Raw genomic sequence first — 12,893 nt, forward strand, 5'->3', positions numbered from 1 at the left:
GGGGCGTCGTGGGCGTCAGCGCCGGACGACGAGCAGGCGCGTCGCCATCCACGGCCCGGACCACCACAGCCGCCACCCGAGCCCACGGTCCGTCTCGACGTGCGCCCCCGCTGCTGCCGCCACCGTCGCGTACTCCCGCACGCGGGAGATGTCGACGACGACGAGCCGGCCCCCGGGCCGCAGGACGCGCAGGGCCTCCCGGACGGCGTCGGCGCGGCCCTGCGCCGTCGGGACGTTGTGGATCGCGAGGCCAGCGGTGACCAGGTCGAACGTGTGGTCGTGGAACGGGAGCCGCGTCATGTCGGCGGTGTGCAGGGCGACCGCACCCGCGGGCCGGCCGGTGGGGTCGGAGTCGGGCGACGCCTCGGGGACGCCGTTCGCGGCGAGGTTCCTGCGGGTCGCTGACGGGTCGTTGCCGGACTGGTCGACGGACCGCCACAGGTCGACGCCGTCGACGCCCCCGCGGGGCAGGCGCGACGCGAGGGCGACGGTGACCGCGCCTCGCCCGCAGCCCAGGTCGAGCGCGTGCTCGTCGCCCCGCAGGTCGAGGTCGTCGAGCACCTCGGCCCACACCTCGTGCTTGCCGCGCCGGCTCGCGTGCACGTAGAGCCAGCCGCCCACCGTCCAGACGACGAAGCCGACCCAGGTGTACAGCAGCCAGATCAGCAGCCCGACGCCGATCCCGTCGGAGGCCCGAGCAGCCACGACGACGGTGACGATCCCGCCCGCGAGGAAGAGGAGCGCGAGCCCGAACCAGAGGACGGGGATCCAGGGTGCATCGATCCCGTAGTCGCCGACCGGACGCCTGACAAAGGGGTGCTCGTCGGGGGCGCAGCGTCAGCCATAGCCCGCAGGCTAGCCCCTCGGGGCAACCGGGTGGCCCGACCGACGTCTCAGACCGAGGCGCGCTCGACGAGCTCGGCGGGGTACAGGATGGGACGGGTCGCACGGCCGCGCCCCTCGAGCTCGTCGAGCAGGACGTTCGTCGCGGTGCGCGCCATCTGCTCGACGGGGTTGCGCAGCGTGGTGAGTGGCGGGGTCGTGGCGGCGGCGACGCCGAGGTCGTCGAAGCCGATCACCGACACGTCCCCGGGCACGCTGCGCCCGGCAGACTGGAGCACGCGCAGCGCGCCCTGCGCCATGAGGTCGGAGGCCGCGAAGACCGCGTCGAGGTCGGGGTGGTCGTCGAGCAGCCGCTGCATGGCGATCGCACCCCCGTGAGGGTGAAGTCGCCGTCGGCGCTGGCGTTGACGGCGAGCCCGGCGTGGGCGAGTGCGGCCCGCCAGCCCTCGAGCCGGTCGTGGCCGACGGACATGTCGAGCGGGCCCGCGATCGTGGCGATGCGGGTGCGTCCGGCGTCGACGAGGCGCTGCGTGGCACGCCGGGCGGCGGCGACGTTGTCGACGTCGACGTAGACGAGGGACTCGGCCTCGACGGCGGGACGGCCGATGAAGACGGCCGGGAGGCGAGCGGCGAGGATCGCGTTCTCGAGCTCGTCGCCCTGGTGGTGGGACGCGATGATCGCTCCGTCGACGTGCCCGCCCTTGAGGTAGCGGGCGATGCGGCCCGCGTGCTCGCCGGGCCGGGCGATCAGCAGCACGAGCTGGAGGTCGGTGGGGTCGAGCGCGTGCCCGACGCCGCGCAGCGTGCCCGCGAGGAACGGGTCGGCGAGCACGCGCCCGTCGGGCTCGGGGATGACCAGCGCGACCGAGCCGGTGCGCCGGGTCACGAGGGACCGCGCCGCCCGGTTCGGCGTGTAGCCGAGCCGGGCGACGGCGGCGTCGACGGCGGCCTGGGCCTCGGGGGAGACACGGTCGCCGCCGTTGATGGCGCGCGACGCGGTCGAGCGCGACACACCCGCGGCATGCGCGACCTCGTCGAGGGTCGGTGCCGTGCTGGGGCGGTCGATGCTCATCCGTGCATCATCCCGTCGTCCGAGTCCCGGGAACAACCGGTGTCACTCCTGCGTGTCGGGAGCGAAGCCCAGGGCGGCCAGGCTCGCGGCGGGAAGGGGCGGGATCACGTTGCCGCGAGCGACGTCCGCGTACCACCGGCCCGAGGCCTTGACCGTGCGCTCCTGGGTCTCGTAGTCGACCCGGACGACGCCGAAGCGCTTCGAGTAGCCCCACGCCCACTCGTAGTTGTCGAGCAGGGACCACGCGAAGTACCCGCGCACGTCGGCGCCCGCGGAGATCGCGTCGTGGATGGCCCGCAGGTGCAGGTCCACGAACGCGAGCCGGTCCTGGTCGTCGACCGAACCGTCCGCGGCCACGACGTCGTCGTAGGCCGCGCCGTTCTCGGTCACGTAGAGCGCGATGCCGCGCTCGCCCGTGTATTCCTCGTGGACCCGGGTCAGCACCCGCGTGAGCCCCTCGGGCTGCACCTCCCAGTCCTGCGCGGTGACGGGGAGCGGGCGCGGGTGCACCTGCACGCCGTCGGCGGCGGGGTACGGGGACGACGTCGGGCGTGAGACCGGTGCGCTGCCGTGCAGCTCGCGCTCCGGGGTCCGGTAGGAGACGGCCTCGCCGTGGTAGTAGTTCACGCCGAGGGTGTCGATCGGCGTCGAGATCACCGCGAGGTCGCCGTCGTGCACGACGTCGTCGACGGCCCCGTCCAGCCCGACCTCGGCGAGGTCGGTCAGGAGGTCGGCGGGGTAGGCGCCGCGCAGGATCGGGTCGAGGAAGACCCGGTTGAACTGCGCGTCGATCCGGCGGGCCGCGTCGCGGTCGCGCTCGTCCGTCGGGTCGACCGGGTCGGTGACCGTGAGGTTGAGCGTGATCCCGAGGTTCGCGCCCGGCGCCCGACGGCGCAGCTCGGCCGTCGCGAGCCCGTGGCCGAGCATGAGGTGGTGCGCGGCGGCGAGCCCGGCCTCGCGGGAGCGGCGCCCGGGGCGTGCGCGCCCGCCGTGTAGCTGAGGAACGACGAGCACCACGGCTCGTTGAGCGTCGTCCACACGCCGACCCGGTCGCCGAGCGCGTCGTGCACGTCGGCGGCGTACTCGGCGAACCGGTACGCGGTGTCGCGGTTGGTCCAGCCGCCGTGGTCCTCGAGGGCCTGGGGGAGGTCCCAGTGGTAGAGCGTGACCCAGGGGAGGATCTCGTGGTCGAGCAGCTCGTCCACGAGGCGCGAGTAGAAGTCGAGGCCCTTCGGGTTCACCGGGCCGCCGTCGGGCCGCACGCGCGACCACGACGTCGAGAACCGGTAGGTGCCGAGGCCCAGGCCCGCCATGAGGGCCACGTCGTCGGCGTAGCGGTGATAGTGGTCGCACGCGACCTCGCCGTCCTCGGCGTCCACGACCGCCCCCGGGACGCGGGCGAACGCGTCCCAGATCGAGTCGGTGCGCCCGTCTTCGTGGGCCGCCCCCTCGATCTGGTAGGCCGCGGTCGCCGCGCCCCAGAGGAACCCGTCGGGCATCCGCACGGTCGCGTCGTGCGGGGTCGCCGCGGTCAGCGGCACGCCCGGCACGGCGGACGAGGTGAGCGGGTGGGTGGTCGTGGGTCGCGGGGTCATCCCTTGACGGCTCCTTGCATGATGCCGGCCACGAGCTGGCGCCCGGCGAGGATGAACACGATGATCAGCGGCACGGTCGTGAGGAACACGCCCGCCATGACCAGCGAGAAGTCGGTGTGGAAGCTGCCCTGCAGGAGCTTCACGACGACGGGCAGCGTCGCGTTGTCCTGGGAGAGCACGATGGACGGCCAGAAGAAGTTCGTCCACTGCTGGATGAACGTGAACAGGGCCAGCATCGCGGCCGCAGGACGCGCGGCGGGCAGGGCGATCGACCAGAACGTGCGGATCATGGACGCGCCGTCCACGCGCGCGGCCTCGATGAGCTCGTAGGGCAGCGCGGCCTCGAGGTACTGCGTCATCCAGAACACGCCGAACGCGGAGACTAGCGCCGGGACGATGACGGCCTGGATCTGGTTCTGCCAGCCCAGGTCCGTGACGATGATCCAGAGCGGGATGACACCGAGCTGGGTGGGGACCGCGGTCGTCGCGATGACGAACACGAGGAGCCCGCGACGTCCCTTGAACCGGAGCTTCGCGAACGCGAAGCCGGCGAGCGTCGAGAAGAGCACGACGGAGAACGCGGTCACGACCGAGATGATGATCGAGTTCGACAGCGCCTTCGTGAAGTTGAACGACCCGCTGTTGATGACGTCGCTGAACCGGTCGAAGATGCTCGCGTCCGGGAGCCACTGCGGGATGACGTGCTTCGAGATCGTCTGCTGGTCGGACGAGCCGAGCAGCAGCGTGTAGTACAGCGGCGCGATCGAGACGACCACGACGACCGCGAGGATCGTGTAGGTGAGCCAGCGGGGGCGACGCTCGGCGCCGAAGCCGGTGCTGCCGCCGCTGCGGCGCGCTGCGGCGCGGGCCGCACCCTTGCCGGCGGTCTGGGCGGTCATGGGGACGGAGCTCATCGGACGGCTCCCTTCCGGTCGGTCGAGCTGCGTCGTCCGCGGCCCTGCTTGCTCGTGCCGCGGCGCGCCTCGGACGTGGAGATCCGCGAGGACACGAAGTAGTTGATGAGCGCGAAGATCACGATGACGACGAACAGCAGCCAGGCGACGGCCGCGGCGCGGCCGAGGTTCTGCTGCGGGCCCCAGCCGAGGTTCCACAGGTACATCGTGGTCGTCTCCCACTGGTGGCTCGGGCCGCCGGTGCCGTAGACGTCGAACGTGCGCGGCTCGTCGAAGATCTGCAGGCCGCCGATGGTCGACGTGATGACCACGAAGATGATCGTGGCGCGGATCTGGGGGAGCGTGATCGAGAAGAACTGGCGCATCCGCCCGGCGCCGTCGATGACGGCGGCCTCGTAGAGGTCGGTCGGCACCGCCTGCATCGCGGCGAGGAAGATCAGCGTGTTGTAGCCGATCCAGCGGAAGTTCACCATGGTCGCGATCGCGGACCAGCTCGCGAAGGTGTTGCTGTGCCAGCCGATCTTCGGGAGCCCGATGGCGTGCAGCGCGGTGTTGATGACGCCGTACTGGTCGGCGAAGAGCTGACCGAAGATCAGACCGACCGCGACGGGCGCGACGATGTAGGGGATCAGGACGCCCATGCGCCAGAACGTCTTGGCGCGGATGTTCTGGTTGAGGATCGCCGCCAGGACGATCGCGATGATCACCTGCGGCACGCTCGACAGCAGGAAGATCATGAAGGTGTTGCGCAGCGAGAGCCAGAACTCGCTCTGCTGGAAGATCGCGGTGAAGTTGTCGAAGCCGGTGTAGCCCGCCTCGCCGCCGATGAGCGTCCACTTGTGCAGCGACACCCAGCCCGTGTACAGCAGCGGGAACAGGCCGGTGATCGCGAAGATGATGAAGAACGGCGAGATGTACAGGTAGGGCGAGACCTTCACGTCCCAGCGGCTGAGCCTCTGGGAGAAGCCGACCCGCCGGCGCCGCTTCTCGGGCGGCCCGACGCGCGGCGGCGTGGGTGCGGTGGTCAGGGCGGTCATGATGCTTCCTCTGGGACGTGGCGGACGACGGGCCGGAGGCCCGGTCCGGCGTGCGCCGGACCGGGCCCCGTGCGTGCGAGGTGTGTCAGCCGAGGCCGAGCGCCTTGTACGCGTCGACAGCGGCGTTCCAGTTGCTCTCGACGCTGCCCTTGCCCTGGACGTCGTAGGCGACCAGCGCGTCGGTCACGGCCTTGTTGATCGTGAAGTAGTTCGGGCCCTTGAAGGGGGTCACGGTCACGGCCGCGGCACGGTCGGCGAAGATCTTGCCGACGGGCGCGTTGTTCATGAACTTGTTGGTCGAGTCGGCGACGGCCGAGTCCTTCTGGGCCTCGACCTGGCTCGGGTAGTTGTTGGCCTGCTTGTACGCCGCGAGCTGCTGCTCGGGCGCGGTCAGCCAGGCCGCGAACTCCTTGGCGGCCGCGGTGTGCTTGCCGGCCGCGGGGACGACCAGGAACGAGCCGCCCCAGTTGCCGCCGCCGCCGGGGAAGACGTTGGCGATGTTCCAGCCCTTGACGCCGCCGGAGTTGGTCTCGATCGACGCGGTCATCCACGGCGGGCAGGCCATCGTGGCGAACGCGTCCTTCTGGAAGGAGGCGGTCCAGTCGGGCTGCCACTCCTGGTTGTGCGCCGACAGGCCCTTGTCCTTGGACTCGGTGGCGACCTTCTCGAAGAGCGCCTTGATGTCGGCGTTCGAGGAGAGGTCCTTGGGCGTGCCGTCCGAGTTCTCGTACGGGTTGGCGAGCTGGCCGACCATGGCCTGGTAGGTGCCGTCCGGGCTGTCGTACCAGGCGACCTTGCCCTTCGACGCGGCGACGAACTGCTCGCCGACCTGGAAGTACTTGTCCCAGGTCGCGTCCTTGCCACCGAGGAGCTCGGCGACCTTGTCGGGGTCGGACGGCAGGCCGTACTTCTCGAAGAGGTCCTGGCGGTAGCAGATGGCCTCGGGGCCGATGTCGGTGCCGTAGCCGAGGAGCTTGCCGTCGGGCGCGGTGGCCTGCTTGGCCTTCCAGTCGAGCCAGCGGCCGTCGAGGCTCTTGTCGGACAGGTCGGTGAACTTGTCCTCGTACTGCAGGACGGTCGGCATCCAGTCGATGTCGACGGCCTGGACGTCCGCCAGGCCGGCGCCGCCGGCGGCGAGCTTGGTGGTGAAGTTGGCCTTGGCGTCGTCGGACGTCGCGGCGATCTCCTGCTTGACGGTGACGTTCGGGTGAGTCTTCGTGTACGAGTCCAGGAGGTCCTGGGTGTAGCCGAAGTTGTTGAACGTGGCGACCGTGAGAGTGATCTTCTCGTTGGCGTCCTGGGTCTTCGAAGAGCCCGAGCCGCCGTCATCTGAGCTGCAGGCAGTGAGCGTGAGCGCCAGGGCGGCGACGGACGCTCCGGCCACGATGATGCGGCGGGCGGGGCGTGACGGACGGTGCGTCAGCACGGTGACTCCCTTGTCGATGGGTTGTTCCGATCGGGTTGGGAGCGCTACCACCTCGGAGGGTGGGAGCGCTTCCATCCGAGGACCAACGGTCGTGCCGAACCCCGCCCGATGTCAAGCGCCTGTCGGGCGCCGTGACCGCCCCGCAACCTGAGCGAGAGGCAAAGGTGCTGGTCAGGGCGCTGGACATCCGCGCGTCGAGTCCGAATCGTTATCCCCGACACACGGCGGCGCGGGGCCCGGGGACGAGTGCTCGACGGGCAGCGGAGGCTGTGGAACGCGTCGCGCGTGCGCGTGCGTAGGCTGGGGTCGTGCCAGCCATGAGCGACCTCATCACCTCCGACGTGGATCTCACGCCCGCCGACGCCGAGTGGTTGCACCTGCTCGTGGGGGACTGGCAGGTCGTGTCCGACCTCGCGTTCGCCGACCTCGTGCTGTGGGTGCCCACGCGCGACGGCTCGTTCGAGGCGATCGCCCAGGCGCGGCCCTCGACCGGCGCCACGGTGCACTACGACGACGTCGTCGGGACGCGCCCGCCCGAGGGTCAGCTCCCGCAGCTCACCAAGGCCCTGACGACGCGCGAGATCCACCGGGCGCGCGAACCGCGCTGGCTGGGTGCCTACGCGGTCCGCGAGGAGGCGATCCCCGTCGTCCATGACGGGCGCGCCATCGCCGTCCTCGCCCGGCAGACGAACCTCGGCTCGGGCCGGACCCCAGCCGGCTCGAGCTCAACTACGTGGAGGCCGCCGACGACATCGTCGCGATGATCGCGCGCGGCGAGTTCCCGTCGCCCGGCGCGGCGACCGGCCAGCGGCGCGGCGCCCCGCGCGTCGGCGACGGGCTGCTGCGCCTCAACTCGGAGGGCGAGGTGCTCTACGCGAGCCCCAACGCGCTGAGCTGCTTCCATCGGCTCGGCGTCATCGGGCCGCTCGTGGGGCGTGCGCTCATCGAGATCACCACCGACCTCATCGAGCACCAGCCCCAGTCGACCGTCGACGAGGCCATGCCGCTCGTCGTCATGGGCCGCGCGCCGTGGCGGACCGAGATCGAGGCGCGCGGCGTCATGCTGTCGCTGCGAGCGCTCCCGCTCACCGAGCACGGCCAGCGGATCGGCGCGGTGCTGCTGTGCCGCGACGTCACCGAGCTGCGGCGACGCGAGCGCGACCTCATCACCAAGGACGCGACGATCCGCGAGATCCACCACCGCGTGAAGAACAACCTCCAGACCGTGGCCGCGCTGCTGCGGCTGCAGGCCCGGCGCATGGACGTGCCCGAGGCGAAGGAGGCGCTCGAGGAGGCGATGCGGCGTGTCGCGACCATCGCGATGGTCCACGAGAGCCTGTCGCAGACGCTCGACGAGGAGGTCGAGTTCGACGACATGGTGTCGCGCGCGCTGCGCCTCGCGGCCGACGTCGCGTCGGCGGACACCCACGTCCGCACGGTGCGCGAGGGCGGCTTCGGGCTCGTGCCGGCGCAGGACGCGACCCCGCTCGCGCTCGTGCTGACCGAGCTGGTCACGAACGCCGTCGAGCACGGCTTTCCCGGCCGCCCGACGGGCACCGTCGAGATCGTCGCCGAACGGTCCGAGAACTCGCTCAAGGTCGTGGTCCGTGACGACGGCGTGGGCCTCGTCGACGGCAAGGGGCCGATGTCCGGGCTGGGGACGCAGATCGTCAACACCCTCGTCTCGAACGAGCTCGGCGGCACCATCACCTGGAAGGACCGCGAGGGCGGCGGCACCGTGGTCGAGCTGGAGGTCCGCCTGCGCGTCGGGGGCAAATGAGCCCGCCCGGCGCCGTCGGGCCCGGACGCGACGAAGGCCGTCACCCCCGAGGGGTGACGGCCTTCGTGCGGCGTGGTGGTGTCAGCCGGCGCGGCGGGCGCGCGCGGTGCGGCGCTTCAGCGCACGACGCTCGTCCTCCGACATGCCGCCCCAGACGCCCGCGTCCTGACCCGACTCGAGCGCCCACTTCAGGCAGGTGTCGACGACCTCGCACCGGCGGCAGACGGCCTTGGCCTCCTCGATCTGCAGCAGGGCCGGACCGGTGTTGCCGATCGGGAAGAAGAGCTCCGGGTCCTCGTCGAGGCATGCGGCACGGTGACGCCAGTCCATCTCACGCTCCTTGTGGGCGGGGGAGATCCCTCGACGAGCAGGCCGGTGGGCGCGACAGAGCAAAGCCAGAGGGGCTTGGTGCGGGTGACGCAGAAGGTGCGTCGTGTCGAACGTCCGGGCGAACTCGCTTCTGGGTTCTGCGGGGGTTGTTGACTCTGAAATCAAGTCTCCCCGGAGGAGGCGCCCGGCACAAGAGTTACGACAAGGTTTCTTCGGGGTGACCGCGAGATCTTGGTCACATGTCCCACATCGTCGTCGCCGGCGGTTCCTCCTCGCCGCATGGACCCGTGCGGGACAATGGTCCGGTGAGCACCCCCGCCCCGGCACCCGGCCGGCCCGAGCGTCCCTGGACCCTCCGCTGCCTCGTCGGGGGAACCCTGCTCGAGGCGGTCGGCCTCGCGGTCGGGGGGTCGTCGTCCTCGTCGAGCTCGTGCGCGGGAAGTCCGACGCCGCCGGCACGAGCATCGCGCTCGTCGTCCTCGCGCTGGCCCTCGCCGCCCTCCTCGGTGCGGCCGGCCGGGCGCTGCACGGGGGTGCGCGGTGGGCGCGGTCGCCCGTCGCGACCTGGCAGATCCTCCAGGGGCTCGTCGGGGTGACGTGGTGGCAGGAGACCCGGTCGCCGTGGGCCGGGCTGCTCGTCCTCGTGTCCGTGGTGCTGCTGGTCCTCCTCATGGTCCCGAGCGTCGTCGCGCTCACCACCGACCGGGCTCCGCGGGACGGCGACGCGTAGCTTCGCTAGCCTCGCTCAGGTGACGCACACCCTTCTCGAAGGCTGGTCCGACTTCGGCGTCGCCGCGGCCGGCGCGACCGCGGCGCTCGCGGGGCTGCTCGTCGTCGCGATGTCGGTGAACGTCGCCGAGATCATGGGCTCGAAGGTCACCGTGGCGGGCGCCCGCACGACCATCGCGTCGCTCGTCCTCGCGATCGCGGCGTCCCTCCTGATCCTGCCCGCCGGCCAAACGCTCGGCGGCCTGGGCATCCCGGCCCTGGTCCTCGCCGTGGCGGCCTCGTTCGTGCAGGTGGCGGCCATCCGCACGCAGGGGCACGCCGAGGCGGAGGGCATGACCACCGGGGTCCGGGCCGTGAGCATCGGCCTCGCGGCCGCCGAGCACGTCCCGTTCCTCGTGGGCGCGGTCCTGCTCGTCGCCGGCGTCGACGCGGGCCTGTGGTGGCTCGTGGTCGGGATCGTCGCCGTCGTCGTCTCCTCGATGGTGAACGCCTGGGTCCTGCTCATCGAGGTCCGCCGCTAGCGCGACGGCTGGAGCCGGGCGGGGAGGTGTGCCCTCCCCGCCCGACGGTGGCTACTCGACGGCGAGCGCCGCCACCGGCGACGTCCTGGCCGCGCTCCGCCCCGGCAGCGCGGACGCAGCGAGCCCCGCGACGAGAGCGACCACGAGGACGACGCCGATCGTGGACCACGGCACCACGAGCGGCGTGGACCCGAACGAGCCGAGGGCCGCGGCGGCCCCCGCCCAGCCGTACGCCACACCGAGGACGATCCCGACGACGGCGCCGACGCCCGCGATGAGCATGCCTTCCTGCGCGAGCATCCACCGGAGCTGGCCGCGCGTGAGCCCGATCGCTCGGAGGGTCGCGGACTCGCGCCGCCGCTCCAGGACGGACAGGGACAGGGTGTTGGCGACCCCGACCAGCGCGATCACGACGGCGACGGCGAGCAGGCCGAGGACGATCGCGAGGATCGTGTCGACGACCTTCTCCATGTCGGCGTGCTGGGCGGCGGGCCCCACGACGCTGATCGAGGAGTCCTGGTCGGCGACCGCGTCCTGGACGGCGGCGAGCGTGTCGGCCGCGTCGGCGTGGTCCGCGAAGGCGAGCCACGCGGTGTCGGGGGCGACGTGCGGCGCGACCCGCGCGAAGACCGCAGGCGTCACGTAGGCGCCGACGTCGCCGAGATCCACGACGCGCACCTGGAGCCGCACGGACGGGCCGGTCGGGTCGCCGTCGTCGTCCGCTGCACGCAGCGTCACGGTGTCGCCGTCCTCGAGCTTGGTCGACCCGAGGTCGCGCGATGCGGGGTTGACCGCGATCTCGCGGTCGTCCAGCCCGGCGAGCGCCTCCGGCGTGCGGAGCACCTCGCGGCCGGCGGCGGGCTCCACGCCCTCGAGCTCGATGCCCGACGACGTGCCTCCCGACGTGAGCGTCGCGTTGGCCCGGCTGACCGGGACGACCCGGCGCACGCCGTCGACGTCGGCGAGCGTCGACTGCAGGGCCGAGGTCATCTCGCCCGGCCCGTCGCCCGACCCGTACGACGTGACGATCGCGTCGACCGGGTAGTGCTCGTCGAGCGTGGAGCCGAGCGCGACGCGTGCGCTGGCCGCACCGGTGGCCATCATGGCGACGAGGGTGACGCCGATGAGCAGCGCGGTGCTGGTCGCCGTCGTGCGGCGGGGGTTGCGGAGCGTGTTGGCGGCCGCGAGCCGTGAGCTGGCGCCGGCCTTCCCGAGCGCGGTGCCCGCAGCGTGGACGACGCGCGGCATCCAGAACACCGACCCGACGAGGATGCCGACGAAGGAGACGGCACCGCCGAGGACGCCGAGCGCCAGCCCGATCTCGGGCGAGCCCTGGGTCCCGGCGAGGACGGCGACGGCGAGGAGCAGGAGCCCGCCGACGGTCGCGAGGAGCGCGAGCGTACCGCGGACGCGACCGGCCCGGCTGGTCAGCGTCGGCGCCTCGGCCGGGCGCAGCGCCGCAAGGGGCGCGACACGTGTCGCGGTGCGTGCGGGCGCGAGGCTCGCGACGATCGTCACGACGGTCCCGACCACGAGCGGGACCACCACCGCGACGGGGGAGACGTCGATGGAGGACGGGAGCGGCGTCGTCGTGCGGCTCCTCAGCACGGTGAGGACGAGCTGTGCGAGGCCCGTCCCGAGCACCACGCCGACGGCCGACCCGACGAGCCCGAGGACGCCGGCCTCGAAGACGACCGACCGACCGAGCTGGCCCTTCGACGCGCCGACGCAGCGCAGGAGCGCGAGGGTGCGGGCGCGCTGCGCGACGAGCACCTGGAACGTGTTCGCGATGACGAGCGCCGCGACGACGAGCGCGATCGCCGCAAAGGTGAGGACCACGTAGGTGAAGACGTCGTCGTCGCCGGTCGCCTGGGCGGCCAGCTCGCGGGCCAGGGCGTCGCGCGTGAGGACGCGGGCGCCGTCGGGCAGGGACAGCGCGCTGAGCGCGTCGCTCGCCTGGGCCGTGGAGGCGTGGGCGTCGAGGGCGACCAGGACGGCGGGGTACGTGACGGTCGCACCCGGCCCGGCCTCGACGTCCTGCCAGTGCCGGAGCGTCGAGGCGGTCACGATCCCTGCGCCGCCCGACGCGGTCCAGGCGCCGTACGGGTCGTCGAGGGTCCCGACGACCCGCAGCCGGCGGCTCTCGGCGGGCGGCTGGGCTCCCTGGGAGTCGTACGCGCCCGTGACGGTCACGGTGACCGTGTCGCCGACCTCGACCCCGAGGCGCTCCGCCTGACCGACGGGCAGGGCGACCTCGTCGTCGGAGGCCGGGAACGCGCCGTCGTGCACGCGCTGGGGCTCGAGCCGGGTGTCGCTCGGGAGGCCCGTGAACGCGCTGTTGAGGGTCTTGCCGTGGGCGGCGACGTCCTCCCAGCTCATCGCGCGGGGTGCCGCGGCAGCGACGCCCGGGGTCGCCGCGACGTCCGCGACGTCCTTCGCCCCCAGCTGCTCGCCGTCGGCGGTCACCACGAGGTCGGCGCGCGCGTACGGGGCGGCGACCGAGTCGGTCGTGGCGGTGCGGATGAGGTCGGACGCGACGAGGGTCGCGGCGACGAAGCCCGTGCCGATCGCGATCGCGATGCCCGCGGCGGCGAGCCGTGCGACGCTGCGGCGCATCTGCGCGAGCGTGAGCCGGATCATCGGGGG

10 protein-coding genes and 2 pseudogenes are annotated in these 12,893 nt (G+C 72.4%); 3 read left to right on the forward strand and 9 right to left on the reverse strand.

What is annotated here, in order from left to right:
• Window positions 1–15: 15 nt before the first annotated feature.
• From QQK45_RS13465 to QQK45_RS13495, 7 genes and pseudogenes are all read right to left on the reverse strand, one after another.
• Window positions 16–705: a class I SAM-dependent methyltransferase gene (locus QQK45_RS13465; protein WP_284293686.1), complete on the reverse strand. Its 690-nt coding sequence runs from the start codon at window positions 703–705 to the stop codon at window positions 16–18.
• Between the two features lie 188 nt (window positions 706–893).
• Window positions 894–1,193, reverse strand: coding sequence for a substrate-binding domain-containing protein (locus tag QQK45_RS13470; RefSeq protein ID WP_348525364.1), 300 nt, complete (start codon window positions 1,191–1,193; stop codon window positions 894–896).
• The gene (locus QQK45_RS13475; RefSeq protein WP_348525234.1) at window positions 1,076–1,915 is read right to left on the reverse strand and encodes a LacI family DNA-binding transcriptional regulator; all 840 of its coding nucleotides are present in this window, start codon (window positions 1,913–1,915) and stop codon (window positions 1,076–1,078) included. Before QQK45_RS13475 ends, QQK45_RS13470 begins: the two co-directional genes overlap by 118 nt.
• A 42-nt stretch (window positions 1,916–1,957) precedes the next feature.
• Window positions 1,958–3,414, reverse strand: a pseudogene (locus QQK45_RS13480) (GH1 family beta-glucosidase).
• 92 nt (window positions 3,415–3,506) lie between these two features.
• Complete coding sequence (locus QQK45_RS13485; protein ID WP_284293687.1) at window positions 3,507–4,424, reverse strand: carbohydrate ABC transporter permease; 918 nt, start codon at window positions 4,422–4,424, stop codon at window positions 3,507–3,509.
• Entirely contained in the window at window positions 4,421–5,461 is a 1,041-nt protein-coding gene (locus QQK45_RS13490) for a carbohydrate ABC transporter permease (RefSeq protein WP_284293688.1), read from the reverse strand. Before QQK45_RS13490 ends, QQK45_RS13485 begins: the two co-directional genes overlap by 4 nt.
• Window positions 5,462–5,546: 85 nt before the next feature.
• Window positions 5,547–6,887 carry an ABC transporter substrate-binding protein gene (locus tag QQK45_RS13495; RefSeq protein ID WP_284293689.1) on the reverse strand — a complete coding sequence of 447 codons (1,341 nt, stop codon included), beginning with the start codon at window positions 6,885–6,887 and terminating at the stop codon, window positions 5,547–5,549.
• Between the two features lie 317 nt (window positions 6,888–7,204).
• Between QQK45_RS13495 and QQK45_RS13500 the strand changes: the two are divergent.
• Window positions 7,205–8,667, forward strand: a pseudogene (locus tag QQK45_RS13500) (sensor histidine kinase).
• Window positions 8,668–8,748: 81 nt separating this feature from the next.
• Here QQK45_RS13500 and QQK45_RS13505 read toward each other — a convergent pair.
• Complete coding sequence (locus QQK45_RS13505; RefSeq protein WP_036946793.1) at window positions 8,749–8,997, reverse strand: WhiB family transcriptional regulator; 249 nt, start codon at window positions 8,995–8,997, stop codon at window positions 8,749–8,751.
• A gap of 430 nt (window positions 8,998–9,427) precedes the next feature.
• Here QQK45_RS13505 and QQK45_RS13510 point away from each other — a divergent pair, with 430 nt between their 5' ends.
• Together QQK45_RS13510 and QQK45_RS13515 are read left to right on the forward strand one after the other, a co-directional pair.
• Window positions 9,428–9,727 (forward strand): hypothetical protein, encoded by a 300-nt coding sequence (locus QQK45_RS13510; RefSeq protein WP_284293690.1) that lies wholly within the window; start codon window positions 9,428–9,430, stop codon window positions 9,725–9,727.
• 19 nt (window positions 9,728–9,746) lie between these two features.
• Entirely contained in the window at window positions 9,747–10,247 is a 501-nt protein-coding gene (locus QQK45_RS13515; protein WP_284293692.1) for a hypothetical protein, read from the forward strand.
• 51 nt (window positions 10,248–10,298) lie between these two features.
• Here the strand turns inward: QQK45_RS13515 and QQK45_RS13520 are convergent, their stop codons facing one another.
• Window positions 10,299–12,887: an FtsX-like permease family protein gene (locus QQK45_RS13520; protein ID WP_284293693.1), complete on the reverse strand. Its 2,589-nt coding sequence runs from the start codon at window positions 12,885–12,887 to the stop codon at window positions 10,299–10,301.
• Window positions 12,888–12,893: the final 6 nt, after the last annotated feature.

This window comes from Luteimicrobium album, assembly GCF_030161555.1.
Lineage (GTDB): Bacteria > Actinomycetota > Actinomycetes > Actinomycetales > Cellulomonadaceae > Luteimicrobium > Luteimicrobium album.